Annotated in this window: 26 protein-coding genes; 25 read left to right on the top strand and 1 reads right to left on the bottom strand. The window is 48.9% G+C overall.

Going from position 1 to position 26,588, the window contains the following annotated elements; genetic code table 11:
• Positions 1 to 43: 43 nt before the first annotated feature.
• The 3 genes from CJ260_RS05675 to CJ260_RS05665 all read left to right on the top strand — a co-directional run bounded on the left by CJ260_RS05675 (position 44) and on the right by CJ260_RS05665 (position 4,286).
• Positions 44 to 1,777 carry a sigma 54-interacting transcriptional regulator gene (locus tag CJ260_RS05675; protein WP_095629510.1) on the top strand — a complete coding sequence of 578 codons (1,734 nt, stop codon included), beginning with the start codon at positions 44 to 46 and terminating at the stop codon, positions 1,775 to 1,777.
• A gap of 256 nt (positions 1,778 to 2,033) precedes the next feature.
• Positions 2,034 to 3,578 (top strand): 4-hydroxyphenylacetate 3-hydroxylase N-terminal domain-containing protein, encoded by a 1,545-nt coding sequence (locus CJ260_RS05670; RefSeq protein WP_158099962.1) that lies wholly within the window; start codon positions 2,034 to 2,036, stop codon positions 3,576 to 3,578.
• A gap of 291 nt (positions 3,579 to 3,869) precedes the next feature.
• Complete coding sequence (locus CJ260_RS05665) at positions 3,870 to 4,286, top strand: SoxR reducing system RseC family protein (RefSeq protein WP_087478036.1); 417 nt, start codon at positions 3,870 to 3,872, stop codon at positions 4,284 to 4,286.
• A gap of 67 nt (positions 4,287 to 4,353) precedes the next feature.
• Here CJ260_RS05665 and CJ260_RS05660 read toward each other — a convergent pair whose 3' ends face one another.
• Complete coding sequence (locus CJ260_RS05660) at positions 4,354 to 5,373, bottom strand: hypothetical protein (protein WP_095629509.1); 1,020 nt, start codon at positions 5,371 to 5,373, stop codon at positions 4,354 to 4,356.
• A 123-nt stretch (positions 5,374 to 5,496) separates the two neighbouring features.
• Here CJ260_RS05660 and CJ260_RS05655 point away from each other — a divergent pair, with 123 nt between their 5' ends.
• The 22 genes from CJ260_RS05655 (at position 5,497) to CJ260_RS05555 (ending at position 26,107) form a co-directional block, all read left to right on the top strand.
• Positions 5,497 to 7,152 (top strand): nucleoside kinase, encoded by a 1,656-nt coding sequence (locus CJ260_RS05655; RefSeq protein WP_095629508.1) that lies wholly within the window; start codon positions 5,497 to 5,499, stop codon positions 7,150 to 7,152.
• A 104-nt stretch (positions 7,153 to 7,256) separates the two neighbouring features.
• Entirely contained in the window at positions 7,257 to 7,757 is a 501-nt protein-coding gene (locus CJ260_RS05650; RefSeq protein ID WP_087478039.1) for a DUF177 domain-containing protein, read from the top strand.
• Between the two features lie 32 nt (positions 7,758 to 7,789).
• A complete protein-coding gene (rpmF, locus tag CJ260_RS05645) occupies positions 7,790 to 7,975 on the top strand; it encodes a 50S ribosomal protein L32 (protein WP_087478040.1) in 186 nt (61 codons plus the stop codon).
• Between the two features lie 139 nt (positions 7,976 to 8,114).
• A complete protein-coding gene (gene ruvC / locus CJ260_RS05640; protein ID WP_087478041.1) occupies positions 8,115 to 8,615 on the top strand; it encodes a crossover junction endodeoxyribonuclease RuvC in 501 nt (166 codons plus the stop codon).
• A complete protein-coding gene (gene ruvA, locus CJ260_RS05635; RefSeq protein ID WP_087478042.1) occupies positions 8,612 to 9,214 on the top strand; it encodes a Holliday junction branch migration protein RuvA in 603 nt (200 codons plus the stop codon). The genes ruvC and ruvA overlap by 4 nt, the downstream gene beginning before the upstream one ends.
• Positions 9,215 to 9,217: 3 nt before the next feature.
• Positions 9,218 to 10,240 (top strand): Holliday junction branch migration DNA helicase RuvB, encoded by a 1,023-nt coding sequence (gene ruvB / locus CJ260_RS05630; protein ID WP_087478043.1) that lies wholly within the window; start codon positions 9,218 to 9,220, stop codon positions 10,238 to 10,240.
• 9 nt (positions 10,241 to 10,249) lie between these two features.
• On the top strand, positions 10,250 to 10,465 hold the full coding sequence (locus CJ260_RS05625; protein ID WP_087478044.1) for a DUF2905 domain-containing protein: 216 nt from the start codon (positions 10,250 to 10,252) through the stop codon (positions 10,463 to 10,465).
• A gap of 15 nt (positions 10,466 to 10,480) precedes the next feature.
• On the top strand, positions 10,481 to 11,731 hold the full coding sequence (locus CJ260_RS05620; protein ID WP_095629507.1) for a SpoIID/LytB domain-containing protein: 1,251 nt from the start codon (positions 10,481 to 10,483) through the stop codon (positions 11,729 to 11,731).
• Between the two features lie 12 nt (positions 11,732 to 11,743).
• On the top strand, positions 11,744 to 12,763 hold the full coding sequence (gene queA / locus CJ260_RS05615) for a tRNA preQ1(34) S-adenosylmethionine ribosyltransferase-isomerase QueA (RefSeq protein WP_087478046.1): 1,020 nt from the start codon (positions 11,744 to 11,746) through the stop codon (positions 12,761 to 12,763).
• A gap of 12 nt (positions 12,764 to 12,775) precedes the next feature.
• Positions 12,776 to 13,882, top strand: coding sequence for a tRNA guanosine(34) transglycosylase Tgt (gene tgt / locus CJ260_RS05610; RefSeq protein WP_087478047.1), 1,107 nt, complete (start codon positions 12,776 to 12,778; stop codon positions 13,880 to 13,882).
• 58 nt (positions 13,883 to 13,940) lie between these two features.
• The gene (gene yajC, locus CJ260_RS13420; RefSeq protein WP_331225480.1) at positions 13,941 to 14,393 is read left to right on the top strand and encodes a preprotein translocase subunit YajC; all 453 of its coding nucleotides are present in this window, start codon (positions 13,941 to 13,943) and stop codon (positions 14,391 to 14,393) included.
• 19 nt (positions 14,394 to 14,412) lie between these two features.
• Positions 14,413 to 14,535 carry a hypothetical protein gene (locus CJ260_RS13315; RefSeq protein WP_255378468.1) on the top strand — a complete coding sequence of 41 codons (123 nt, stop codon included), beginning with the start codon at positions 14,413 to 14,415 and terminating at the stop codon, positions 14,533 to 14,535.
• Between the two features lie 46 nt (positions 14,536 to 14,581).
• Positions 14,582 to 15,817 carry a protein translocase subunit SecD gene (gene secD / locus CJ260_RS05600; RefSeq protein WP_087478049.1) on the top strand — a complete coding sequence of 412 codons (1,236 nt, stop codon included), beginning with the start codon at positions 14,582 to 14,584 and terminating at the stop codon, positions 15,815 to 15,817.
• The gene (gene secF / locus CJ260_RS05595; RefSeq protein WP_087478050.1) at positions 15,814 to 16,749 is read left to right on the top strand and encodes a protein translocase subunit SecF; all 936 of its coding nucleotides are present in this window, start codon (positions 15,814 to 15,816) and stop codon (positions 16,747 to 16,749) included. Before secD ends, secF begins: the two co-directional genes overlap by 4 nt.
• Positions 16,750 to 17,071: 322 nt before the next feature.
• Positions 17,072 to 18,373, top strand: coding sequence for an MFS transporter (locus CJ260_RS05590; RefSeq protein ID WP_095629506.1), 1,302 nt, complete (start codon positions 17,072 to 17,074; stop codon positions 18,371 to 18,373).
• Positions 18,374 to 19,339: 966 nt separating this feature from the next.
• Positions 19,340 to 20,242 (top strand): fumarylacetoacetate hydrolase family protein, encoded by a 903-nt coding sequence (locus CJ260_RS05585; protein ID WP_095629505.1) that lies wholly within the window; start codon positions 19,340 to 19,342, stop codon positions 20,240 to 20,242.
• A gap of 144 nt (positions 20,243 to 20,386) precedes the next feature.
• A complete protein-coding gene (locus CJ260_RS13415; protein WP_095629504.1) occupies positions 20,387 to 20,785 on the top strand; it encodes an MFS transporter in 399 nt (132 codons plus the stop codon).
• Complete coding sequence (locus CJ260_RS05575) at positions 20,671 to 21,699, top strand: MFS transporter (protein ID WP_369831709.1); 1,029 nt, start codon at positions 20,671 to 20,673, stop codon at positions 21,697 to 21,699. The genes CJ260_RS13415 and CJ260_RS05575 overlap by 115 nt, the downstream gene beginning before the upstream one ends.
• Before the next feature lie 112 nt (positions 21,700 to 21,811).
• Complete coding sequence (locus tag CJ260_RS05570; protein ID WP_095629502.1) at positions 21,812 to 23,221, top strand: FAD-binding oxidoreductase; 1,410 nt, start codon at positions 21,812 to 21,814, stop codon at positions 23,219 to 23,221.
• A 41-nt stretch (positions 23,222 to 23,262) separates the two neighbouring features.
• Positions 23,263 to 24,024: an HpcH/HpaI aldolase/citrate lyase family protein gene (locus CJ260_RS05565; RefSeq protein ID WP_095629501.1), complete on the top strand. Its 762-nt coding sequence runs from the start codon at positions 23,263 to 23,265 to the stop codon at positions 24,022 to 24,024.
• Positions 24,025 to 24,063: 39 nt separating this feature from the next.
• Positions 24,064 to 24,822, top strand: coding sequence for an SDR family NAD(P)-dependent oxidoreductase (locus CJ260_RS05560; protein WP_095629500.1), 759 nt, complete (start codon positions 24,064 to 24,066; stop codon positions 24,820 to 24,822).
• Between the two features lie 115 nt (positions 24,823 to 24,937).
• Positions 24,938 to 26,107 carry an iron-containing alcohol dehydrogenase gene (locus CJ260_RS05555; protein WP_095629499.1) on the top strand — a complete coding sequence of 390 codons (1,170 nt, stop codon included), beginning with the start codon at positions 24,938 to 24,940 and terminating at the stop codon, positions 26,105 to 26,107.
• Positions 26,108 to 26,588 lie beyond the last annotated feature (481 nt).

The raw sequence follows: 26,588 nt of genomic DNA, 5'->3' as shown, positions 1-26,588 counted from the left end.
CGGGGAAATAGTGTACAATAAGGAGAAAAAGGAGGGGGACTGCATGAACGGAGAGGCGGCGTTTCGCCGATATGCAGATTTTGACGCAATACTGAATTCTATTTACTGTGCGATTTTTATCGTCCATACAGACGGCCGCGCCGTATACCGCAACGGAGCGGCTGACGAGCTCAAGGCGGAATTGGGCGTGACGGAAGACGAGCTTATCGGCGCGCTGGAGGCGCAAATCGACATCGTACATGGGCAGGGGCGCTTTGCCGTTGCAGTAGAGGGGGGCATGATTATCTGTCATCTTCTGCCGTGGACCCAGGCTGGGCAGCGGCAGGGCAGCATTATCGTCGCCCATATATCGGGGAAAGAACGGTGCTCCGCCCAGGAATTGGACAACGTGATAGACGTGCTGGAAGAAATCGACGCCATTTTGGAGGTCGTCGCCGACGGCATCGTCGTGGCTGATAAAAACGGCGTTATCATCCGGGTCAATAAGGCGCTGGAAACGACCCTTGGCATCAAGCGGCGCGACGTCTTGGGCCGCTCTATGGAAATATTCGACCGGGAGCATTCCGTCTGCGGCGAACTGATACGCAAGATGAACGAAGATCCTAAACGCATCGTCGTGTCGGGAACGTACAAGCAGAAGGAGCTCTTGTGCACCGGCGCGCCCATATTCGACCGGCAGCACCGCCTCAAAACTATCGTCATCAGCATACAGGACATGTCGGCTCTCAATACGCTGCGCAAAAAGCTGGAAGAGCAGCGGCTGTACACGAAGAGCTATATGCGGGAAATATCCTTGTTCAACGGCAGCGGCGGCCCCATCGTGGCCCACAGCCCGGCCATGAAGAAGATACTTCATCTGGTGCACGTCGTCGCCGACGTCGAGTCCGTCGTATTGATTACGGGCGAGTCGGGGACGGGGAAGGAAGTCGTCGTCAACGAAATTTATCACACGAGCCGGCGAAAGGACAAGCCTTTTATCAAGATAAACTGCGGCGCCATCCCCGACACCTTGTTCGAGTCGGAGCTGTTCGGCTATGAAAGCGGCGCCTTTACAGGTGCTCGGCGGCAGGGCAAGGTCGGCTTTTTCGAGCTGGCCAACAGGGGAACCCTGCTCCTGGACGAGGTGGGCGAGCTCAGCCTGGCAGCGCAGGTCAAGCTGCTCCGTGTCATACAGGAAAAAGAAGTGCAGCGCATCGGCGCGGCCAAGCCGGTCAAGGTAGACGTCCGCCTGATTGCGGCGACGAACAAGGACTTGTGGAGTATGGTCTGTCAGGGGACGTTCCGGCAGGACTTGTATTATCGCCTCAACGTCATTCACATCCATATTCCGCCGCTGCGGGAGCGGCGCGAGGACATTATCCCCCTGGTCAACTATTTCCTGAAATATTTCAATGAAAAGTACGGCAAGGAAAAGGAGATTTCTCCGGAACTGTACCGCTTCCTCATGCGTCAGGACTGGCCGGGCAATATCCGCGAGCTGGAAAACGCCGTCGAGACGATGATCGTCCTGCCGTCGGAAAACAAGCTGACGCCCAGCCATTTTGTCGGCAAGGGAACGGGCGAGGATTCCGGGGCGGCCGTCAAGGTGCAGCGTCTCGTGCCGTGGAAGCGGGCCGTAGAAGAAATGGAAAAGGAGCTGCTGACGCAGGCGTACCGGGAATATCGCTCGACGCGGGCCATGGCGAAGGCGCTGGAGATAGACCAGTCGACGGTCGTGCGGAAAATGAAAAAATGGGGCGTCGGCTCCCATGAAAAGGATAAAAACGATGCAATATAGCATAGAAGTGATGTCAACGCGCATCGGTTGGACGAAAGCGGTACCATCATGGCATTGGCAATAAGCAGTAAGGATATCGGCATACAGGCGATGTAAATATACATCGCACTGGATGCTGATATGTTTTTAAAGGCCCGTATTTACGCCATTTGCAGCTTTTTTATAATTGGCATATTTATTTCATATATATTTGTGAAAGACCCATCAGGTATAGGATAGTGTATGAAATATGAGTCCAGCGAAGGAGGGGTTTGGTATGTTAATGACTAAACAACAATTCCAAGACAGCATTCGCGCCAGAAAACCGATGAACGTATGGTTCCTGGGAGAGAAAATTGAAGACGTTACGACCTATCCGCCCTTGGCGGCCAGCTTCAACGCTATCTCCAAGATTTACGAACTGCAGCATCGCCCGGACTGGCAGGATCTGATTACTGTTCCGTCCCATATGCTCGACGAACGGGTCAGTATTTACAACGCTCCCCTCCGTTCGGCAGAAGACGCGAACCGCAAGACCAGAGCTGCCAGAGCGCTGGCTGAAGTCATCGGTTGCTGTACGCACCGCTGCACCGGCTCGGAAGCATTTGCCGGATTAGGCCCTGCGTGCTACGACATGGACCACGACTTGGGTACCAACTATTTTGAACGCTTCATGAATTTCCTGAAATACGTACAGCAGAACGACTTGACCTGTACCGTTACGGTAACGGACGTCAAAGGGCTGCGGACGGCGCCGCCTCATGCACAGGCCGACCGCGATTCCTACGTCCACGTCGACGAAGTCCGCGAAGACGGCATCGTCATCAGCGGGTTCAAGTGCAATCAGACGGGCATCCTTTTCGCTCATGAAATCGTCATCGTTCCGACGACGAACATGAAGCCGGAAGACAAGGATTTTGCCGTCGCCTGCGCCGTTCCTGCCGATACGCCGGGACTGACCTTTGTCTTGGGCCGTACGCCTCAGGATAAACGCTTCTTCGAAGTCGAAGGCGATATCGAAGGCATCGACTTGGGCAAACAGTATGCCGACCATCAGGCGCTCGTATACTTCGACCACGTATTCGTCCCGAATGAAAGAGTATTCCTCTGCGGCGAAACGCAGTACGTAGGACGGCTCCTGAGCTACTTCACGGCAGTCCACAGATTGACGGCCGGCGGCTGCAAGGCTGGCGGATGCTCGGCTCTCTGCGGCGCGGCAAGTCTGTTGGCCGATATGGTCGGCGTGCAGAAAGCCGGTCATATCCGGACGAAGCTCACGGAAATGGCAATGACTGCTGAAACGGTTTACGGCCTGTCCATTGCTTCGGGTGTAGAAGGATTCCAGCATCCCAGCGGCTTCTGGATTCCCAACCCGCTCATGTCCCATACGTGCAAATACACCTGCACGAAGATTCCCTTCGATGCCGTTCGGTACGCCCGCGACATCCTGGCGGGCTTCGGCGAAACGGCTCCGTCCGAGCTGGATATGAGAAATCCCGAAGTCGGCGAACTGTGCCAGAGAGCCTTCAACCCGGGAAACCCGAAATACAACGCCTTCGATCGTCTGCGGGCCAGCCGCTTCATCGAACACATGGTACGCGGCTCTAACTGGACGGCCATGGCCCTCCACGGCGGCGGCAACCAGGAAGCGTCGACCGTCATGGCCAGAATGTATACGGACTGGGAATACCTGAAAGGCCTCGTAAAAGTTGCCACAGGCATTGAAACGGACGCGCAGAAGGCTGAAGAATTTATCGACACCATCGGCAAGCGCCAAGGCCGTATCTGCACGACTCTCGATTTGCCGAAGGTTGAAAGCTAAGGTTTTCGCAGCAGATCAGGAGAATAAGACACCGTAGTGTAACCTAAGCAGCACATAGTAAAAAAGTATACTCCTCGCATGACTGGGGGAGTATACTTTTCTGTTTAGGCAGCTTTGCGGTAGCGCATATCTTCTGGATATACGGGACATGCATTCAAAATATAAAACTACACCATAATGGTATTGATTGAGTTGACAAGCCGTGCTATAATAATATAAACGATAATTACTATACGTTGATGGTACTGCCTGCCTGATGCAGGCGTGACATATGAGAAGGAGTGAATGATCATGAAAATAGAAGAAGGTACGATCTTATCGATTGAAGAAGACGGCCTTGCCGAAGTAAAGGTCGGCCGCCATTCGGACTGCATGGCCTGTGGCGCTTGTCCCGGCGCGGAACACATCGTCGTCAAGGCGCTGAATCCTATCGGCGCGGAAGTGGGGCAGCACGTCAAATTTGAAGTGCGAGAAGTCAACATCGTCATTGGAGCCTTTGTCTGCTTTATCATGCCCCTTATCGTCGCCGGCCTCGGAGCCGTCGCCGGTCACTGGATTGGCCTTTCCCAAGGCATGGATGCCATGCAGGCTGCGATTGTCGGCGGTATCGTCGGGTTTCTTATCGGCGTTGTCGGCGTCAAGCTGTTTGACCGGTCCTTGACGAACGATATCAACGCCAAGCCGAAGATCATCGAAGTCTGCCGCTAACTATTTCATCATACTGCGTAAAAATCCGTATGGGACGGCGTGTTCCATACGGATTTTTTATCGTTTGTTAATTTGTCAGCGAATCTTTCAGCTCGAGCCGCGTGCCGTCTTGCAGCTGGACTGAGGTAATGGAAATGCGGCTCTGCAATCCTTCCAGCGTCGCCGTGCGGAGCAGCTCAGCCTGGGCCGGAACGGCGGCGTTCAGCCGGAACTGGCTGGTATGAGCTTTGCCGTCGGCGTAGATGGCTATGCGTATGGGCGCGGAGAAGAGGACCGTCGAGTCGGCGCGGCGCAGCTCGTACCGGCCTTTGGCTTCCCGGAGGGTTTCCTTGCCCTGTGCGGACAGCTTCGGCGTGTATTGGATGCGCAGGTATATATCCTGCTCCGTGCTGCCGCGAACGACGGAAGCGGAGAGGCTTGTAATCTGGACGAGGGAATCGATGCGCTGGGAAACGGGCCGGTTGGCCGCTGCCAAGGCTGCTTCAGAGGCCTGCTGCAATTCCTGTACGACGGCGTCCGGGTCGGCAAAGGCGACGACGCGCCACTGGCGGGCCGATACCTTTTCCAGCTGAAAGGTAATGGGAATCGACGCTTGCAGCGAATCGTTATAAAAGGAGGCCGTAAGCTGGGCGTAGCCCGAGCCGTCCTGGCGGCTCCACGACGATGATTCATAGCGCCAGCCCGAGGCGGGGAGTAGCAAGCCCGCCTTGTTTCCCGTGTCGGTAATGACCTTTCGCGCCGCTTCCGGTTGAGCGTCATCTGAATCGCCGGCGAGAATGGTCTGGCAGGCGTGGATGAACTCGCCTTTCACGGGCAAAAGCAGGGCGCGGGACGCCGCCGTTTGGCCTTGATGCCGGCGAATCAGGCTGTCGAACAGCTGCCCAGCCAAGGCGCTCTCGTCCGCTGAAAGAGACAGGGTTTCGCCGTCTCCTGCCTGAGCGGCGGCGACGATGCGGGAAAATGAATACTCCGGCGTAGCCTTGTATATCGTTTCATAGGACAGGCAGGCAGCGCCAATGCAGACGGCGGCCGCAGCGGCGGCTGCCAGTATTTTTATATCCGGTTTGGGAATAGACGATAATTTCATAGCCATTTCCTTCTTTGCATAGAATGCGGTACGGTTCTCATTATAGCATAAAAAAGGAAAAAACGTCGGTTTTCTCGAATATAATTAAGAGAACAAGCGTTATACGGAAGGATGTGACCAGTTGTGATTACGCTGCATGACAAGACAAACGGCAAGACATATACCCTCAAGGAAGGAACGACGCTGCTGCAGCTTTGCTCCGAGCATTATGGCGACGCGGAGCCCCGCATTGCGGCGGCGCTATATAATAATGAATTTGTAGGCTTGCAGACGAAGGTGCGGGAAGACGGGGATATTTCCTGGTTTTCCATGGCGACGCTGGAAGGCAATCAATGCCTCGTCCGCACGGCCATCATGCTGCTCGTGCGGGCTGTCAGCGATTTATACCCGCAGGGAAAAGTGTTTGTAAAGCACGCCCTGCGCAAGTCGCTGTACTGCGAGCTGGATATCGGCCATACTGTGACCTATCGGGACGTCGAATCGATTAAGCGGCGTATGCGGGAAATCGTCGCCCAAGACGAGCCTATTACGCAAGTCGTCCTCAGCGCGGAAACAGCTATGGACATGTGCCGCAACCGCCACATGGAACGGGAAGCGGAGCTGCTGCGCCACGTCGGCCTCAAGAACGTCATGACCTATCAGTGCGGCCAGGTCTTCGATTACTACATGGGGCCTATGCTGCCGAGCATGGGCTACTTGACCTGCTTCAATCTGCGTTCCTACGCGCCGGGCGTCATCTTGGAAACGCCGAAGGTAGATAATCCCAATGAGCTGCCGCTGTATAAGGAAATTCCCAAGATGGCCCGCTTATTTTTAGATGCGGAAGAATGGGGACGCATCGTCCGCTGTCAGTACGTTTCTGATTTAAACCGCTATATTGCCGACGAAACGATTCAGGATATCGTCGATATGGCCGAAGCGCTGCAGGAAAAAAAGCTGGCTGAAATTGCCGATTACATCGTCCGCCAGCGGCCGAAGATCAAGGTCATCCTCATCGCCGGCCCGTCGTCGGCGGGAAAGACGACGTTCTGCAAGCGATTGACGACGCAGCTCCGCGTCGTAGGGCTGCGGCCCGTCAAGATATCGCTGGACGATTACTTTTACAACCGCGAGGACACGCCGAAAAATCCCGACGGCAGCTACGATTTCGAATCCCTGCGGGCAATCGACATCCCCTTGTTTAACCAGCAGATCGACGAACTGCAGCAGGGCCGCGACGTCTGCCTGTCCCGCTTTGATTTCGTAAGCGGCAAGCGTTACTTTGACGAAAAGCCCGTCCATCTGGAGCTGGAGCAGCCCATCGTCGTCGAAGGGCTCCATGCCCTAAACGATTCGCTGACATACATGCTGCCGCGGTACGAAAAATATAAGATTACCCTGGGCGTACTGACGCAGATCCGCATCAACGACCACAACCGCATTTCGACGGCCGACACGCGGATTATCCGCCGCATGGTACGGGATCAGCAGTTCCGCAACCGCGGCCCTCTGGATACGATGGACATATGGGCTGACGTGCGCCGCGGCGAAGAAGTGAATATTTACCCCTATCAGGAAGACGCTGATACGATTTTCAACACGGCCCTGCCGTACGAGCTGTCCGTGCTGAAGCCCTACGCCGAGCCCCTGCTGCGCTCCATTGACAAGGAAAGCTCCCATTATGCCGAAGCGCAGCGGCTGCTGAAATTCCTGAACCCCTTCAAGGGACTGGATGCGTCCGTCGTTCCCAGCAATTCTCTCCTGCGGGAATTTATCGGCCCTGAACGGAAACAGCCCTGACAGAACGGCGGGATTCCGGCTTTTTCCGGCCTTCCGGCGATTCCCTAAAAATATATTGACAAAGCATTTACAGATAGATATAATAGTAAAGTCGAGGTAGAAATATGAAACTACAAGTCGAAGAAGCACTAAAGGAGGAAGGAAGGAAAGTTCCTTTTTCCTTTCAAAAGCCGGCTGCCGATTTAGGTGATGTAGACGCTTTTCCTTGGAAAAACCATGTTGTGGCTGTGGAAGGCGCGTTCTGGTCCGATGGCACGCACATCGTCGTCAAAGGAACAGTTCGTACATCCGGCATGTATGCATGCAGCCGCTGTCTGATGCCGGTATCGGTGGATCGGAATGCAACACTGTCTGAAGTCTATGGTACGGAAGCAGAGCTTCCTGATGACGTATTGCCTTATAACGGGGAATACATCGATTTGACGGAGACAATTAGAGAAACGTTGATCCTCAGCGAGCCCATGAAGGTGTTGTGCCAGCCTGACTGCAAGGGCCTGTGCCCGCAGTGCGGCGCAAACCTGAATGAAGGACCCTGTAGTTGTCCTACCGACAGGATCGACCCGAGACTCGCCGTCTTGGGGGATTTATTAAAATCAAAGCACTAAAATACGTACCATGGTTTAAGGAGGTGCAGAACATGGCAGTACCAAAGAACAGATTGTCTCAGACTCGTCAGAAAATGCGTCGTGCAAACTGGAAGCTGACAGCGCCGGGTTTCGTTGAATGCCCGCAGTGCCACGAAGCAGTAATGCCCCATCATGTATGCCCCACTTGCGGCTTCTATAAGGGCAAACAGGTTGTTAACAACACAACAGCTGAATAAGAGTATGAAATAAAAAGAGCGTCCGTAAGGGCGCTCTTTTTGGCAATGCCATGGAAAATACGGCGGCAGCTCTATGACGGGCAGGCCGATTCATGGTATAATAAACGGTACAGCTTGCGTAGTGAAAGGAAGGATATTCATGCGGGCCATGGGAATAGACCCGGGAACGGCCATCTGCGGCTTCGGCATCGTCGACGCCCAGGGAAGCCGTCTTACACCGGTTACATACGGAACGATTCAAACGACGCCGGACCACAGCGACGGCGAACGCCTCGTGACTATCTTTGAAGGGCTGAACGAGCTGTACGCTAAGTATAAGCCCGATATTATCGGCGTAGAACAGCTGTTTTTCAACCGCAACGTCACGACGGCTATTACCGTCGGCCAGGCTCGCGGCATCATTCTCCTGACGGCGCAGCAGGCCGGCATTCCCTTGCTGGAATTTACGCCGCTGCAGGTAAAGCAGGGCGTGACGGGCTACGGCCGGGCGACGAAGGAGCAGGTCATCGATATGACCATGCGCCTGCTGGGCATTCGCGAGAAAATCAAGCCGGACGATGCGGCCGACGGGCTGGCAATGGCCATTTATGCCATTTATTCCAGCCATTCGCAGCGTTTGAAAAGGACGGTGCAGTTATGATTGGGTATGTCAAGGGGATTGTGACGCATATATTCCGCGATTCCTGTTTTGTCGACGTCCACGGCGTCGGCTACCGCGTGTCCATTCCGGCGTCGACGATGGACAAACTGGTGCTGAATCGGGAAATCACCTTGTTTACGTATATGAGCGTCCGCGAAGACGCCATCGTATTATATGGATTTGCCACGCAGGATGAATACGACTTGTTTATGCTGCTGATCAGCGTAAACGGCGTAGGGCCGAAGGTGGCCTTAGGCATTCTGAGCGCCGCCAGTCCCGACGGGTTCCGCCTGGCCGTGCATCAGAAGAATATGAAGGTACTGACGAAGATGCCCGGCATCGGCAAGAAAACGGCGGAGCGCATCGTGCTGGAGCTGCACGATAAAATCGGCCCAGTTGGAGACGGCGCGGCGGCCGCTGAAGACGGCGGCCTGGAAAGCATGCCGCAGGGCATCGCCTCGGACGCCTTGGCGGCGCTGACCAGCCTGGGCTATTCCTCCCAGGAAGTACTTCCTGCTATTGAAGCCAAGGCTGGCCAGTGCCGGACCGTAGAGGAACTGCTGAAAGCCGTATTGCAGGCATTGGGAAGCAGGAGGTAAGACGTGGAAGAGCATCGCATTGTGGAGACAGGCCCGATTGCGGGAGATTCCTGGCAGTACAGCCTGCGTCCCCACTATTTAAAAGAATATATAGGACAACAGAAGGTTAAACAGAACTTGGAAGTCTTTATCCAGGCGGCAAAGCTGCGGCAGGAAGCGCTGGATCACGTGCTGCTGTACGGCCCGCCTGGGCTGGGCAAGACGACGATGGCCGGCATCATCGCCAATGAGCTGGGCGTCAACCTGCGCATTACGTCGGGGCCGGCTATCGAGCGGCCCGGCGATTTGGCGGCCCTGCTGACGAACTTGCAGGAGCGGGACTTGCTGTTTATCGACGAAATACACCGCTTGTCCCACAGCGTGGAAGAAGTGCTGTACGCGGCGATGGAAGACTACGCTCTGGACATCGTCATCGGCAAGGGGCCAAGCGCCCGGTCGGTGCGCATCGACCTGCCGCCCTTTACCCTCGTCGGCGCGACGACCCAGGTCGGCCGTCTGGCGCCGCCGCTGCGCGACCGCTTCGGCGTCATCTGCCGGCTGGAATTTTACCGGCCCGAAGAGCTGGTGCTGATTATCAAACGGACTGCCGATATTTTAAACGTAGAAATCGACGATGCCGGCGCGTTGGAAGTGGCGCGTCGCTCGCGGGGCACGCCGCGAATCGCCAACCGCCTGCTGAAGCGGGTCCGCGATTTCGCCCAGGTAGCCGGCGAGCAGACGATTTCATCGGCTTTGGCCGGAAAAGCCTTGGACCGGCTGGAGGTCGACGCCTGCGGCCTGGACCGGACGGATCGGCGGGTCTTGCAGGTCATCATTGAAAAATTCGGCGGCGGCCCTGTCGGCCTCGATACGATCGCCGCGGCGATCAGCGAGTCCGTCGACGCCGTCGAAGACGTGTACGAACCCTTCCTCATGCAGCTCGGCTTTTTGAACCGCACGCCGCGGGGACGGGTCGTAACGGAGGCGGCTTACGCCCATCTGGGATTGCCGTCGCCGTCGGAAGGCAAAGGCTCTTCGTTATTTTAGGAGGTATATATGGCGAAAACCTTAATTTTAATCGGCGCGTTGTTTATTGCGGCCGGCTTTGTCTGGCTGGCGCTGGAGCACATCGGCGTAAGCCGTTTTCTAGGCAACCTGCCCGGCGATTTGAATTTTACGAAGGGAAACGTATCCTTTCATTTTCCCATCGTAACCTGCCTCATCATCAGCGTCGTGCTGACCCTCATTCTGAATATATTTTTCCGTCATTAACAGGAGGGAAGACCTATGATTAAAACGCGACTACTTCGCGTCCTCGCCGCGGCGGCATTATTTGTCTGCCTGACGGCGACGGCTTTCTGCGCCGGCTCGGACCAGACGCTGCGCATCGGCATCCGTGAAGGGAGCAAATCTGTATCCATCATCGGAACCCAGGGGGCGGCCGTTTATAAAAACGGTTCCCTGTGGAAAAAGGTAGGGGCGAATAAACCAGTTAAGATAGAACTCAAGGGAAAAGACCTCGTCGTCAACGGCTCGAAGAGCAAGGGGGCTGTGTCGGTACGGCCCTTGAAAAAGGGCGTCGTCAAGCTGACCGACGGCTATTCGTACCGCGGCTCCATCGAGTGCATGCAGCCGTCGAAGGCTTCGGGGATCACCGTAGTCAACGTCGTGCCCCTAGAGCAGTATTTATACGGCGTCGTCGGCAAGGAAATGTCGCCGTCGTGGAGCTCCGAAGCGCTGAAAGCCCAGGCCGTCGCGGCCCGGACCTACGCCGTGTATCATAAGAACTCCTTCCGAAACAAGGGCTTCGATATGACCGACGACACGCGCAGCCAGGTTTACGCCGGCATCAACGGCGAATCGCCGTCCATTATCAGCGCCGTCGACGCGACGAAGGGCGAAATCCTGACGTATAAGGGCAAGCCCATCGAGGCGATTTTCTGCGCCACTGCCGGCGGCTGGACGGAACACAGCGAAAACGTGTGGGGCAATTACGTGCCTTACCTGCGGGGCGTCGTCGATAGAAGCGAAAAGATGCCGTCCTACAGCTGGACCGTGACGACGACGCCGGAAAAGCTGGCGGCGAACCTGAAAGCAGCCGGTAAAAATGTCGGCAAGATAAAGTCCATTACCTTGTCGCCCTTGGGCAAGCGGCCCATGGACGTGTCCGACCGCGGCATATCCGGCCGCGTCCTGTCCATGACGATTCAGGGCTCGTCGGGAAGCGTCAGGCTGACGGGCAACGCCTTCCAGTCCATCATGGGACTGAAGAGCACCTTGTTTGACATCTATCAGGGGACGGAAAAGAAGCAGAAAGACAGTAAGAAAGAGAATAAGAAAAAATCGTCCCGCAAGACGACCTTTAAAATTAAAGACAAGAAGCCCATTACGATTTACGGCTTCGGATGGGGCCACGGCCTGGGGATGAGCCAGTACGGCGCATACCAGATGGCCCAGGAACAGAAAAATGCCAAGAATACGTACCGCAAGATACTGCAGCATTACTATACGGGCGTAAAGCTTGACAAGATAGGTTAAGGAGACAGTACGTTGAAACTTAGTGATTTTTATTATGATTTGCCAAAAGAATTGATTGCCCAGCACCCGGCAGAGCAGCGGGATCACGCCCGCCTCATGCTGTACGACCGGCAGAGCGGGGCTGTGGAACACAAGCATTTTTACGATTTGATCGACGAGCTCCATCAGGGCGACGTCCTGGTATTTAACGATTCCCGGGTCATCCCGGCCCGCCTGTACGGGAAAAAGTCGCCGACAGGCGGCAAGGTCGAAGTGCTGCTGCTGACGCCCGTCGGCGAGGATACGTGGGAAGTGCTGGTCAAGCCGGGGAAACGGGCCCTGCCCGGGGCGGTTATCGAGTTTCCCGAAGGCCTGACCTGCCAGATACTGGACCGTACCGACTTCGGCGGCCGCATCGTCAAATTTGAATACGACGGCGTATTCGACGATATTATCGACAAGATCGGCGAAATGCCCCTGCCGCCGTACATTCACGAAAAGCTGGAAGATCCCGACGAATACCAGACAGTATACGCTCGCGAACGGGGCTCGGCGGCGGCGCCGACGGCGGGGCTCCATTTTACGGACGAGCTGCTGGAACGCATCAAGGCCAAGGGCGTAGAGTTGGTCTTCGTCACGCTGCACGTCGGCTTGGGGACGTTCCGGCCCGTAGAAGAGGAAAACATCGAAGACCACGAAATGCACAGCGAATTTTACAGCATTACGGAAGAAGCGGCCCAGACGATTAACCGGGCGAAGGCTGAAGGCCGGCGCATCGTAGCCGTCGGCACGACGTCTATACGGACGCTGGAAAGCGCCGGTACGACGGGCGTGCTGCAGGCCGGATCGGGCTGGACGAATATTTTCATCTATCCCGGCTACACCTTCCACATCGTCGACGCGCTGGTCACGAATTTCCACCTGCCCGAGTCGACGCTCCTCATGCTCATCAGCGCTATGTCTACGAGAGAAAAAATCTTAAAGGCGTATGAAATTGCCGTGCAGGAAAAATACCGTTTCTTCAGCTTCGGCGACGCCATGTTTATACGATAGGAGGACACGACGTTGGTTATTACTTACGAACTGCAGGCCGAATGCGACGGCGCCAGAGCCGGCATCCTGCGCACGCCTCACGGAACCTTCAAGACGCCTATGTTTATGCCCGTAGGCACGCAGGCGACGGTCAAGACCTTGTCGCCGGAAGAGCTGTACGACATGGGCGCCCAGGTCATCCTGAGCAATACGTATCACCTGTTCCTGCGGCCCGGCGAAGACCTGGTCAAGGAAGCCGGCGGCCTGCACAAGTTTATGAACTGGAAGCAGGCTATCCTGACGGACAGCGGCGGATTTCAAGTATTCAGCCTGGGGCAGATGCGCAAGATTACGGAAGAAGGCGTAACCTTCCGCTCTCATTTGGACGGCTCGAAGAAATTCCTGTCGCCTGAAGTATCTATGGACGTGCAGATGGCCCTTAATTCTGATATCGCCATGGCCTTCGACGAGTGCATCCCGTACCCTTCGGACTACGACTACACCCTCCATTCGACGGAGCGGACGAGCCGCTGGGCCAAGCGCTGCCTGGATCACCACCATAGCGATACGCAGGGCTTGTTCGGCATCGTCCAGGGCGGCATGTATGTGGACCTGCGCCGCAAGAGCTGTGAAGAATTAGTAGACATGAATTTTGACGGATATGGCATCGGCGGCTTGAGTGTTGGCGAATCTAAGGATATAATGTATGATATACTAGATCATACGACGCCCTACCTGCCGCAGACGAAAGCCCGGTACCTCATGGGCGTCGGCACGCCGGACTGCCTCGTCGAGGGCGTAGCCCGCGGCGTAGATATGTTCGACTGCGTCTTCCCGACGCGCGTAGCCCGCAACGGCATGGCCATGACCCATACGGGCCGGCTGACCGTGCGCAACGCAAAATACGCCAGGGATTTCTCGCCCATTGAAGAAGGCTGCGGCTGCTACACGTGCCGCAACTATACGCGGGCCTATATCCGCCATCTCTTCAAAGCGGAGGAGCTGCTGGCATATCGATTGGTCAGCATTCATAATTTGTATTTCCTGCTGCAGTTTATGCGGGACATGCGCCAGTCTATTCTGGACGGCACATTCCGTCAATTCCGGCAGGAATTTTGGAAGCGATATCAAGATGCATAATATTTCGTATCTTGCATATATACCATATCACTAAATGTTGGAGGTGAATACAGTGGACATGATGGAACAGTTAAACGCCTTTTGGCCGATTATCCTCATGGTAGTCATTTTCTATTTCATGCTTTGGCGTCCGCAGAAAAAGCAGCAGAAACAGCGCCAGGAAATGCTGAACAGCCTGAAAGCAGGAGTTAAGATTATCACTGCCGGAGGTATTTACGGCACGATCGTATCTCTTCACGACGAATATCTCGTCATCCGCGTAGCCGATAAGGTAGAAATCAAGATTACGCGCAACGCCGTCAACCAGGTCTTGGGAAAGCAGGATCGGTCGGAAGGGAAGAAATCCAAAAAGGCGGAAAAGAAAGCTGATCCGAAGCCTGTAGAAAAAGGGGCGGAAGCAAAACAGGCCGACGCAACGCCGGCAGAACCGAAGGCTGCCGAACCAGCACAGGCTGAAACAGCAGCTCCGGCTGAAGAAAAGAAAACTGAAGAATCGCAGGACGCGAAGTAACACCTTTGAAAAGCCATGAATGACCGGCTCCGCGCCATTTCTGGGCGGGCCGGTTCATGGCCTTTTTGCATGGGCCGGCGAAGGCCGGGCCTTGGGGAAGCATGACGAAGCAGACGGCGGAACGCCGCCGTTTATAGTATAGACTACTGTATTTATAAGAGGAGGGAAACCTGTTGCGGACCCGTAATATGATAAAGTTTTTTGGGGCGGTCGCCATTATATTGGGCGTGTTCCTGACCTTCATTTATCCGCTGGCCAACTCGATTAAACAGGGCCTGGATTTGCAGGGCGGCACGCATATCGTCCTGGAAGCGGAAGATACGCCCGATGCGCCGGTCACGGAGGACTCGCTGAACCGCGCCGTCTCTATCGTCGAACGGCGTATCAATGAAATGGGCCTGACGGAACCGCTGGTGCAGAAGGAAGGCGCCCGCCGCATCATCGTTGAGCTGCCCGGCGAAAAGAATCCGGAAAAAGCCATCGAAACGATCGGCAAGACGGCCGTCATGGAATTTAAAGATGAAAGCGGCGCGACGCGCCTGACCGGTAAGGATTTGAAAACGGCGAAGGAGCAAATCGAAAACGGAAACCAGAACGTCGTCGCCATTGAATTTACCGACGAAGGCGCCGACAAGTTCGCCGATTTGACGGCGGCCAACGTAGGCCATAAAATCGCCATCTTGCTGGACGGCGAAGTATTGACGGCTCCCGTCGTCAACGAACCGATTACCGGCGGCAAGGCCGTCATCACCGGCAGCCGTACGCTGGAAGAAGCTAAAAATCTGGCAATTCTGCTCCGTTCCGGTGCATTGCCTGTCAAGCTGAAGGTCATGGAAGTGCGGACTATCGGGCCGAGCCTGGGCCAGGACTCGAAGATTAAGAGCGAAAAGGCCTTTGCCATCGGCATCGTCCTGATCATGATTTTCCTGGTCGTCGTATATCGCATGTCCGGCATCGTCGCCAACGTAGCCCTGCTGGTATACGTCCTGATCCTGCTGTCTATTTTGAAATACCTCGACGCGACGCTGACCCTGCCTGGCATTGCGGGGATCATCCTGTCCATGGGCTTTGCCGTCGACGCCAATATACTGATCTTCGAACGATTTAAGGAAGAAGTGCTCGTAGGGAAGACCTTGCGAACGTCGATGGAGGCTGGATTTAAGCGGGCCTTCCATACGATTCTCGACGCCAACGTATCGGTTATGATCGCAGCTATCGTCCTCATCGTCATGGGGGCCGGCACGGTCAAAGGCTTTGCCGTCAACCTGGCCTTGGGCCTCATCGTCAGCATGTTTACGGCTATTATCGTCAGCCGTTCCCTGCTGACCTGGTTCATTAACACGAATCTCCTCACCAATCCGTGGTTCTATGGATTGAACCGCAAGGTGCCGGAACACATGCTCAAAAAGGGGGGACGGAAATGAGTTTTGATATTGTAGCCCATAAGAAATGGTGGTTTACCCTGTCGTCCGTCCTGGTCGTCCTGAGCGTCATCTCCATCTTTATCAACGGCTTTAACTTCGGCATCGACTATACGGGCGGTACGATTTTGGACTTGCAGTTCAAGCAACCCGTCACGGTCGCCCAGGTGCGCGAAGTCATCGACGACTCCAATATGAATTTGGAAAACAGCGTCATCCAGCTGTCGGGCGTAACGGATCAGGAATCGTCCCAGGAAGTGATGATCCGCATGCGCAATCTGGAAAGCGACGAAAGCAAGGCCATTTCCGATCAGCTTAACGAAAAGCTGGGCGGAGCGGAAGTGAAGCGTATCGAATCGGTCGGCGCCGTCATCGGCTCGGAAGTCACGAAAAATGCCGTGACCAGCCTGGCCGTGGCCTTTATCGCCCTGGCGGCCTATATTTCCTTCCGCTTTGAATATAAGATCGCCATTTCGGCTATCGTATCCATCCTCCATGACTTGATCATGGTATTGGGCTTTTTCTCCTTCTTCCAGCTGGAAATCGACGCCTCCTTCCTGGCGGCTATCCTGACGGTCGTCGGCTACTCCATGAACGAAGCCGTCGTCATCTTCGACCGCGTCCGCGAAAACACGAGGACCCACCGCCGCACGGATACGTATGAAAAGCTGGCTCACGACAGCATTTCCCAGAGCATCCACCGCAGTATCTACACGCTGACGACGGTACTCTTTGCCTGCGGTGCCCTCCATTTCTTCGGCGGCGAATCGACGAAGAATTTCTCCCTGGTCATGCTCATCGGCTTCATCAGCGGCGCCTACTCGTCCATCTGCGTAGATACGTCCCTGTGGGTCGTATGGAAAAATTATACGGCAAAGAAGCACGGTTCGAAGCGTGTTGTTCATGAAGAAAAAGAGGAAATAGAAGAAAATTAAATATACACGGATAACCAATGGTAATCCATTCAAGCATTATAGGTTAGGTATAAACCAGTACCAATGTAAGGAGTTCTTACATTGGTACTGGTTTATTTTTTGTGATTTAAGCAGGTGATTTATGTGCTATAAATGATGGAATGTAAATGGTTTTTATGAATAAAATTATGAATAAAATGCATTTCATTTGTTGAATGATACTAATAAAATATATTCATGATTAAATATTGACGTTTTATGTGTAGCGTGCAATAATATAAACATAAAAAAAACGTAAATACGAATTAATTCGTATTAAGAAACAAAAAAAGGAGAGGGTAGAATGAACAACGAAAAACCTACGAAAGTGAGATGGATGGTATTTGCTTCTTTATTTGCATTATGTACAGTCAACTACATTGACCGTGCTGTTATTTCTGTATGTATGCCTGCAATTGAAGAAGAACTTCAGTTTGGTCCAGAATTGGTTGGCGTTATTTTAAGTGCATTTTTTTGGGGATATACTGTAATGCAAATTCCAGCAGGATGGTTTGCAGATAGGTTTGGTCCGGGAAAGACTATTTTAGGCTCAGGTATTTTGTGGGGCGTTTTTCAAATGATTACAGGTTGTCTTCACAGCAGTACTGCTTTTATGATTGTTCGAGCACTATTGGGAGCTTCTGAAGCCCCTATTTATCCCGCTAGTAGTAAATTACAATCTGTATGGCTAACAAAGAATGAACGGACTCGTGGAGCTGCTATTGTTGATGCTGGCTCGCCTTTGGGCACTGCTATTGGAGGTCCATTGATTGTAGCTTTCCTTGCTTGGTTTGGGGGATGGCGAGGTGCTTTAATGGGAGCGGGTATTTTGACCATCTTGGTAGTTTTATTATGTTATCCGTTTTGTAAAGCTACGCCAGATACAAGTCCAAGAATTAATGCTGCAGAACGTGAATATATAGATAATGCGTTAAAAGATGAATATAAAATATCTGGAGATGCAAATCAAAAATTATCTGTTGGATTAACAAGATATTTAAAAAGTTTTACATTTTGGGGAATGACTTTGGGATTTATTTGTTATGATTGCTTTTGGTACGGATTGATGACATGGGGACCCATGTACTTATCACAAGTTTTTAATGTCAACATTATGACAATAGGCACGTCCATATTTATCGTTTTTGGCGTTGGCGTTATTGGTGAATTATTTGGAGGATTTTTTATTGATCATCTAAAAGAAAAGGGAATTGACCCTAATAAGATTGTCAAATGGTCTTTTGGAATTTTAGGTGTTTTGATGGCTATAGCTATGTATTTCTTGAGCAATGCAACTAGCATTACCATGGCGATCATTTATTTATCCTTTGCGATGTTTTGTGAACGTTGGGTGGGTTGTACATTCTGGAGTTTACCCGCAACAATATCGCAACGAGACGATGTTGGTATCGTTGCAGGATTTATGAATATGTTAGGAAATGTTGGTGGCGCAATTGTTCCTGTTTTAGTCGGTATCATTGTTATGGCGACGGGGAACTATTATTGGGCAATCATTCTATTCTTAGCTTTTGCATTAGGAATTAGTTTCTTCCCATTAATTATGAATTTGAATAAAAAAGTAGGTGCTGATATTTTAAAAGCATAAGAGATAAAATACATTTTTCTTTCTGACCGAGAAGTAAGGGGAATGATTTGCAAATATGTAAATCATGTAAGGATATGAAAGGCGTAATATTGGAATGCGCATTTTTTAATGATTTGAAAGACGAGTGATTATAAAGTGATTCATGTGAACTGTGTATCGTATCAACTATATTTACAAGTACTCCAAACCGGTTAGTCAATAATTTTGGACATAAGGAAAAAGCTTATCGCACATGCATACTTGCATGTGCGGCAAGCCTTTATCTGTATTTATGATATTCTAATAATTTAGTAGGATGAAGATCGTTTTATGCTCATTCGGAGCTTTTATGGCAATACTATTGAAGCTGGTCAGATAAATATTTTTATGTGAATGTATTTGAGGTGTCATCTTTTTAGAAGATGGCAAGATCAAGCTTTTGTATGTTTATTTATATCAATGTATACAAAAAAGGGTATGAATTGATGAAATATCTCTTTGGTAGATAACTTGTACTAATGATATATGATGGTGAAGATGAATTTGTAAAAGATTATATTGAATCTTAGTGTAACTGTGAATAAGATATGGATTTTTATAATGGAGATAACAGTATAAAATATGAGTAGATTAAGAGTTTCATTGAAACCATTCTTTTTAATTGAGATTTTTAGTATGCCTTGAGAAATTTTTTGCAATAAAGCTAAGTAAATAATTTAATAAAAATTATAAGAAGGTGTTAGAAAGCGTTCTTATTAGCATTTTATAATAATTTGGTTGTAGTTATTATGTTTTTTAACAAATTATTTTATTTAAATATGTATAAAAGAGATTCTTTGTATTAAATAATGCAAATGAGATATACTCATGATAAAGTATTGACTTTAATTGTATAACGTGCAAAAATATAAATACAAACGTAAATACGAAATAATTCGTAATTAAGAATGCCGAGGGCGTTTATAAATGTGGTAAAAGGTGATAGTCATGAATATAAGAAAATTAGTATCTTTTAAGTGCAATAACAAACTCCAATGGGGGATACTGGATGGGGATGAAGTGTATAGTGCAGAAAATTTATCTCACGCAATATCGGTACACCTTCCTGAAAACCTTTTAGATTTTATTTCTTTAGGACCTAATGGATTAAATAGGCTGAAAGCTAAGTTAAAAAAAGAACATTGCGTTATTAAATCATTAAATATTGATGCTATCACTATTACTGCACCTATTATGAATTTGAGAAGAAATATATTTTGTATTGGCGAAAATTATGTAGAACATGTAGGTGAATTTGAAAAAAATTTTAATATGGAAATACAAAAAAAATTACCGTCATGTCCAGTTATTTTTACAAAAGCTGCTTCGGCAATTATTGGACCTGAAGAATTGATTGATTCCCATCCAATGATAACGAAGGCATTAGATTATGAGGGGGAGCTAGCTGTTGTTATTGGTAAAACAGGTATGAATATATCGGCAGAAAATGCAATGGAGTATGTGTATGGATATACTATTCTAAACGATGTTTCTGCGAGAGATTTACAAAGTAAACATGGGCAATGGTTTCATGGGAAGAGCCTTAATACATTTGCTCCTATGGGACCGTGTATTTTACTAAAAGATGAAGCCCCAAGTTTTTTTGAAATTATGACTAAGGTTAATGGAGAAATACGGCAACATGCTACCACTAAGGAATTTATTTTTTCCATTTCTAAAATAATTCAAACTTTATCGGAAGGGACTACTCTTTATGCAGGTGATGTTATTGCAACTGGTACTCCTTCTGGCGTAGGGGTAGGTTTTACGCCGCCTAAATATCTTCGTTCTGGAGATTTAGTAGAAATAACTATATCTGACATTGGGACTTTATCGAATTCAGTTAAATAACTGATGGATTTTTATCGAAGGGCTTGTAACCTGCGCAGGGTTATATATATAGTGTGTGCGGATATTTGCTCCGGAGGCTTTTATGAGGCACATATTGCAAGTTTTAAGGTTTAGCGATATTTTTAGAAAGATGGTGAAATTTTTATGACTCAATTAACTCAAAAACCTACAAACGTTCGATGGCGAGTGTTTTTAGCATTGCTGATTCTCGTTACTATCAACTACGTAGACCGTGCTGTTATTTCTGTATTAATGCCTATGATTCAGGAAGATTTGCAATTTAGCCCTGAACTTGTAGGTGTCATTCTGAGTGCATTTTTTTGGGGCTATGTAGTAATGCAGATACCTTCTGGATGGTTATGCGATAAATTTAATTTGCACCCGGTAAAGTTATTGTCGGTACAGGGATCTTGTGGGGGATATTTCAGATTTTTACTGGATTTATCCATAATAGCACAATGTTTATTGCTATTCGTGCATTATTGGGTATTTCAGAAGCTCCGATTTATCCCTCTGGAGGGAAATTACAGTCTGTCTGGCTGACTAAAAATGAACGTGGTAAAGGCGCTGCATTAATGGATTCCGGTTCGGCTTTGGGGAATGCGTTAGGAGCACCGTTATGTGCGCTATTTGTAGCTTTTCTTGACGGTTGGCGTGGCGCTTTAATTGCAGCAGGCGTATTAACAATTATTGTAGTGCTAGCTTGTAAACCCATTATTGGATCTACACCGGAAACGAATAAGAGCATTAATGAAGCGGAACGTGAATATTTACGCAAAGCTTTTGAAGAAGAGGATGCTAGTTCTTTAAGCGGCCAAAACATGGATGATGCAAAATCTGGTTCAACGGCTACGACATATTTAGGTTCACGGAGTTTCTGGGGAGTATGTCTGGGATTTGGCGCTTATGATGCATTTTGGTATGGTTTAATGACCTGGGGCGCCTTATATTTGGCGGCAGTACATCATCTGAATATTAAAGATTTAGGTTGGTCTATTTTCTTAATTTATGCAGTAGGAACTGTTGGACAATTATTAGGCGGTGTCGTTACTGATAAAATTCGTCAAAGTGCAAAAGATACTAATGCCGTATTCAGACGGTTATTTCCTCTGTTAGGTGTATGCATTGCTGTTCCGATGTATTTGCTTTCAGTAGCAACAGATATCTACTTTGCTATTGCGATGCTTAGTATCTCGATGTTTTTTGAAAAATGGTGTGGAACAATGTACTGGTCTTTACCGTCGATTGTTGCGGATCGGCAATATAGTGGCACTCTCAGTGGCATTATGAATATGTTTGGCAATGTTGGTGGTGCAGTTGTTCCTATCGTTGTCGGGTTGATTGTTGGAGCTACTGGTTCGTATTATTGGGCTTTGATGTTATTTATTGCTTTAGCCCTTGGAACGGGTTTATTCCCTGTTTTAATCAATTTTGATAAGAAAATTGGGATGGAGTAATTTAACTTTTATTGAATTTGGCGAAATAATGAAAAGACCTTTTTTGAGGTCACCTATCGGTCTGCAAAAAAAGGTCTTTTTATCAAACATGTAGAGCTATAGAAAGGGTGGAATACTTATGAAATACAATCCTGTGACAGATGAAGTTGTCAATGAATTAAAGAAAATTGTCGGAGATAAATATGCTACGACGGATCCGGATAAATTAGAGATTTATAAGACTGACGAAGAAGGGAATTCTATTTATTTCAGTTATCCTGAAGTTGTTGTATTTCCGGCTTCTACTGAAGAAGTTGCCGAAGTTGTTAAGTTAGCTAATAAATACTTAGTTCCAATTACGCCGCGTTCGGCTGGAACAGGGCTATCTTGCGGGGCGATTCCTGTGCATCATGGAATTGTTATAGAATTAGAACGAATGAATCAGATTCTTGAAATGGATGCCGAAAACTTGTACTGCGTGGTTCAGCCAGGCGTTCGTACTGTTGATTTGCAGCAAGCTGCGAAAGCAAAAGGATTATTGTATGCCGGCGATCCGTGCAGTGCTGAAAGTTGTCAGATAGGCGGAAATTTAGCAACCAACGCTGGGGGAAACAAAGCTGTTCGTTATGGTACGACTCGTCATCAAATCTATGACCTTACTGTTGTAACACCGCTTGGCGACATTGTAAAAGTTGGTGCCCGGTTAGAAAAATGCAGCACGGGATACTGTTTAGAGCAATTGATCTGTGGATCTGAAGGTACACTGGGAATTATTACAGAAGCGACGTTAAAATTGAGGATGCTGCCGCCGTATTCCTTCGATATCGTTGCTATTTTTGATGATCCTGCAAAAGCGTTAGCTTTGCCGAGAAAGATTTTGAAGGCAGGTATTGAGCCGACAAGCATTGAATATATGGATAACCGGGCTATTGTTATTAGCGGCGATTTTATTAAATGCGATTTGCCGTATGCTAAGAAAAATGGCGTGTATGATATTATTACTGTTGAATCATACGATCAAGATGAGCTCGATAAAAAAATGGAAAAATTAGGCGATTTATGCGATGAGGCTGGTGCCGTCGAGGTACTGATGGCTGATGACCGAATTTGGGAAGCCAGAAAACAATTTGCCGATGCTTGCCGCGAAATTTGCTTGACTTGGGCTAGTTCGGACTATGTCGTTCCTCTTGATAAAATTATCAATGTCACAACAGAACTTCCGAATATCATGAAGAAACACGATATTGATGGCGGTATTGTAGCTCATATTGGTGATGGCAATATTCATGTGAATATTTTGAATACACATAATCAAGGTCCAGAAGAATGGGCGAATACTTTGCATGCATATGATGATGATATTTTTGCATTGGTATATAGCCTGGGCGGAAAGATGTCTGGCGAACACGGCATTGGCTATAAGAAAAAAGAGGAATTTGAAAAATTTACTCCTGAAGGTGAATTAAAACTTATGCGTTTATTGAAGAAAGCTTGGGATCCTAATAATATTATGAACCCATCTAAAGTTATTGAGGTTGAATAAATTTATTACATACATATATTACATATTATATAGGAGTTGTTATGAGTAAGTTTAAAGAAAGATTGAAAAATGGCGAACGGTTATTTGGGCCGTTCCTCAACATGAATTACCCGGCCGTCGTAGAAATCGCTGGCTTGGCAGGCTTTGACTTTGTCATCATCGACAACGAGCACGGCGAAATTTCCTTGGAAAGCACCGTCGACTTGATCCGCGCTGCGAAATTGACGGATATTCCGGCTATCGTCCGCGTATACGAAGGCAATCCCGAATTGATCGACAAAGCCCTGGACTTGGGCGCCGACGGCGTTCAGATTCCGAATATCGGCGCTAAGGAAGCTGCTGAAATTGCCGTACAGGCCGCTAAATTCGCGCCGGAAGGCAGCCGCGGCTGCAACCGCTTCGTTCGCGCCGGCCGCTACGGCAGCATCGATAAAGCCGATTTCTTCGGCAAGGCCAATGAAGAAACGGCCGTTATCCTTCAGGTAGAAGGCCAGGACGGCGTCAACGCCCTGCCGGAAATCTTGAAGGTCAAAGGCGTAGACGTCTTGTTCGTCGGCCCCTACGATCTCTCGGCTTCCTTGGGCATCCCCGGCCAGGTAGATCATCCGAAGGTCATCGAACAGATGAATGAAATCATGGCCCAGGCGAAAGAAGTCGGCGTAGCCGTAGGCTTCTTCGTCGACGACGTGAAGAAAGCCGTAGAATGGAAAAAACGAGGCGTACAGTACGTTTCCTTCTCGAGCGACGTAGGTGAATTGTTTACTCGTTTTAAGGAAAACGCTGACTACTTTAAAGAACATTGATGAAACTGTATGCGCGTATCCTTTTGAGAAGGGGTGTGGATGATAATGGGTGAATTTTCCGGGAAAATCGTACTAGTTACAGGGGGCAGCAAAGGAATTGGCGCTGCTACGGTAAGGCGTTTTTGTGAAGAAGGCGCACATTGTATTATTGCCAGCCGCCATCTGGAAGAGTGTCAGTCTTTTGCTGATGAATTGCAGCAAGCGGGATTTTCTGCAAGCGCCTTGGCGGTGGATGTAAGTAAAGTAGCTGAGATCAAGCAAATGGTCGGCGATGTTATAGATCAATTTGGCAAAATTGATGTGTTAGTTAATTCTGCTGGAGTTAATAATAGAAAATATGCAGTAGATTACGTAGAAGAAGATTGGGATTATATTATGAATATCAATCTGAAAGGGGCGTATTTCTGCACGGTTGAAGTGGGTAAGGAAATGTTAAAACAACAGAAGGGGGCTATTATTAGCTTGTCATCCTTGCAAAGTCACATCAACATGCAAAGATTATCGATCTATGGAGCAAGTAAAGCTGGGATACGCAATTTTACTAAGGGTTTGGCAAATGAATGGGCTACAAAAGGTGTTCGTGTAAATTGTGTGTCGCCTGCATTTATAGCTACTCCGTTAGTAGAGAAGGTACTGCAAGATCCTTCTTATACTACGATTATAGATTCGCGTACGCCTATGAAGCGTGTCGGCACTCCTGATGAAGTTGCAAACGTTATTCTTTTTTTAGCATCGGATAAGGCAAGTTATATTACTGGAGCAGATATTGCAATTGACGGCGGATGGACGGCTAGTTAATGAATTGAGGCCATAATACGAAGGGTTTGTCACGTATATATTTACCATGCGTGGCAAACCTTTAGTTTTTTTATATTCTATTATATATTCCCCTTAGTGAAATGGAGGATGTTTTATGATTTTTCAATTTGGAATTCCTACAAAAACATTATTTGGTGTTGGCCAACTCAATCATTTGCATGAGCAAATGATGCCAGGTAAAAAGGCGTTGCTGATTCTTTCTAATGGAATTTCGGCAAAGAAATATGGGTATTTAAATCGTACGAAAAAAGAATTACACTTGGCTGGCGTTGAGACCGTTCTTTTTGATCAAATCGAACCCAATCCTACTAAAACAACAGTTATGATGGGGGCAGCTGTTGCTCGGCAGGAAAAATGTGATTTTCTTGTTGCTTTAGGTGGCGGCAGCTGTATTGATGCTTCCAAAGCAATTGCCGTTATGGCTACAAACAAAGGTGATTTATGGGATTATATTCAGAATGGTACTGGAAAACGGCAGCCTATTGCCGTTAACCCTTTGCCGATTATTGCGATTACGACGACTGCTGGAACGGGTTCGGAAACGGATGCTGGAGGTGTTATTACGAATACGGAAACGAATGAAAAAACTCCGATAAAAAGCCCGCTTCTATTTCCGAAATTGGCTATTATCGACCCGGAATTGATGTTGACAGTTACTCCGAAATATACTGCTTACCAAGGATTTGATGCATTATTTCACAATATTGAAGGATATTTGTCATGTAAAGCAAATCTCATGAGCGAAATGATTGCTCTTGAAGCCGTTGACCAAATTAGTACCTGGCTTCCTGTGGCTGTTCAAGATGGCTCTAATATAGAGGCGCGAGAACGAGTTGCCTTTGGCAATTATTTGGGAGGCTTGGAAATGTGCACAAGTTCTAATATGAGTGAGCATTCTTTGGAACATGCCTTAACGGCGTATCATCAGGAATTGCCGCATGGTGCGGGCTTAATTATGCTGAGTAAGGCATACTTCACATATATGATTGAGCACCATGTGTGTGATGAACGTTTTGTTGCTTTGGCGAAAAAAATGGGGAGAACTGATGCGGAAAAGCCGGAGGAATTTATTATAGCGCTAGAAGAACTAAAGGAAAAATGTGATGTATCTGACCTTAAAATGTCTGATTATGGCATTGTTCCGGATGAATTTCCTAAAATGGCTGCTAATGCGAAATCGGCAATGGCTTTTCTCTTTGAAGGAGACCGCATGGAACTGAAGGAAGAGGACTGCGTCAATATTTTAAATGCTGCATACCAATAAGATGAGGTTATTCAAGTTAGATTAAGATAGCTTCTATATAAAAATAAAGGGCTCTTTCTTCAGAACGCAGGTTAAATTACAAAACTTGCATATTTAAGAAAGAGCTTTTTGTTATTTTATATGATTTTATGCCGAAGAAAGACTAGCGTAAAATGACTTATAAATAAAATAGGAGTGGCTACCAGTGTATTGATCCTGTAGCTACTCCCATTTGGTTTTAATAATTTGAGATGCTTGGTATTTGAGAAACAAAGGAATCTAGAAATAAGGAGCCTGTGAAAAAATCTCTGTAAACATAGATCTTCTATGATACTTGGTAAGCTGAAAGCGAATTTGAGAACTTTCAGCTCATGGTTTATATATAACAACACATGCTGAACATGTCAAGTACAGACAGGATTTTCGCCTGCTTTTGCCAGCTATGCGTTACTCTGGGAGTCGGCCTTCGTACATTATGCTCAGTTCCCCATACACCTGTCCC

Origin of the sequence: Megasphaera sp. ASD88 (assembly GCF_002287425.1) — a bacterium.
GTDB lineage: Bacteria > Bacillota > Negativicutes > Veillonellales > Megasphaeraceae > Megasphaera > Megasphaera stantonii.
This window is presented reverse-complemented; position numbering and strand designations above follow the sequence as displayed.

Excerpts from the sequence above, each read along its gene's own strand:
- CJ260_RS05675 (WP_095629510.1), top strand. The coding sequence starts at position 44 with ATGAACGGAGAGGCGGCGTTTCGCCGATATGCAGATTTTGACGCAATA.
- CJ260_RS05670 (WP_158099962.1), top strand. The coding sequence starts at position 2,034 with ATGTTAATGACTAAACAACAATTCCAAGACAGCATTCGCGCCAGAAAA.
- CJ260_RS05665 (WP_087478036.1), top strand. The coding sequence starts at position 3,870 with ATGAAAATAGAAGAAGGTACGATCTTATCGATTGAAGAAGACGGCCTT.
- CJ260_RS05660 (WP_095629509.1), bottom strand. The coding sequence starts at position 5,373 with ATGAAATTATCGTCTATTCCCAAACCGGATATAAAAATACTGGCAGCC.
- CJ260_RS05650 (WP_087478039.1), top strand. The coding sequence starts at position 7,257 with ATGAAACTACAAGTCGAAGAAGCACTAAAGGAGGAAGGAAGGAAAGTT.
- rpmF (WP_087478040.1), top strand. The coding sequence starts at position 7,790 with ATGGCAGTACCAAAGAACAGATTGTCTCAGACTCGTCAGAAAATGCGT.
- ruvC (WP_087478041.1), top strand. The coding sequence starts at position 8,115 with ATGCGGGCCATGGGAATAGACCCGGGAACGGCCATCTGCGGCTTCGGC.
- ruvA (WP_087478042.1), top strand. The coding sequence starts at position 8,612 with ATGATTGGGTATGTCAAGGGGATTGTGACGCATATATTCCGCGATTCC.
- CJ260_RS05625 (WP_087478044.1), top strand. The coding sequence starts at position 10,250 with ATGGCGAAAACCTTAATTTTAATCGGCGCGTTGTTTATTGCGGCCGGC.
- CJ260_RS05620 (WP_095629507.1), top strand. The coding sequence starts at position 10,481 with ATGATTAAAACGCGACTACTTCGCGTCCTCGCCGCGGCGGCATTATTT.
- yajC (WP_331225480.1), top strand. The coding sequence starts at position 13,941 with ATGATGGAACAGTTAAACGCCTTTTGGCCGATTATCCTCATGGTAGTC.
- CJ260_RS13315 (WP_255378468.1), top strand. The coding sequence starts at position 14,413 with ATGACCGGCTCCGCGCCATTTCTGGGCGGGCCGGTTCATGGCCTTTTT.
- secD (WP_087478049.1), top strand. The coding sequence starts at position 14,582 with ATGATAAAGTTTTTTGGGGCGGTCGCCATTATATTGGGCGTGTTCCTG.
- secF (WP_087478050.1), top strand. The coding sequence starts at position 15,814 with ATGAGTTTTGATATTGTAGCCCATAAGAAATGGTGGTTTACCCTGTCG.
- CJ260_RS05590 (WP_095629506.1), top strand. The coding sequence starts at position 17,072 with ATGAACAACGAAAAACCTACGAAAGTGAGATGGATGGTATTTGCTTCT.
- CJ260_RS05585 (WP_095629505.1), top strand. The coding sequence starts at position 19,340 with ATGAATATAAGAAAATTAGTATCTTTTAAGTGCAATAACAAACTCCAA.
- CJ260_RS13415 (WP_095629504.1), top strand. The coding sequence starts at position 20,387 with ATGACTCAATTAACTCAAAAACCTACAAACGTTCGATGGCGAGTGTTT.
- CJ260_RS05565 (WP_095629501.1), top strand. The coding sequence starts at position 23,263 with ATGAGTAAGTTTAAAGAAAGATTGAAAAATGGCGAACGGTTATTTGGG.
- CJ260_RS05560 (WP_095629500.1), top strand. The coding sequence starts at position 24,064 with ATGATAATGGGTGAATTTTCCGGGAAAATCGTACTAGTTACAGGGGGC.
- CJ260_RS05555 (WP_095629499.1), top strand. The coding sequence starts at position 24,938 with ATGATTTTTCAATTTGGAATTCCTACAAAAACATTATTTGGTGTTGGC.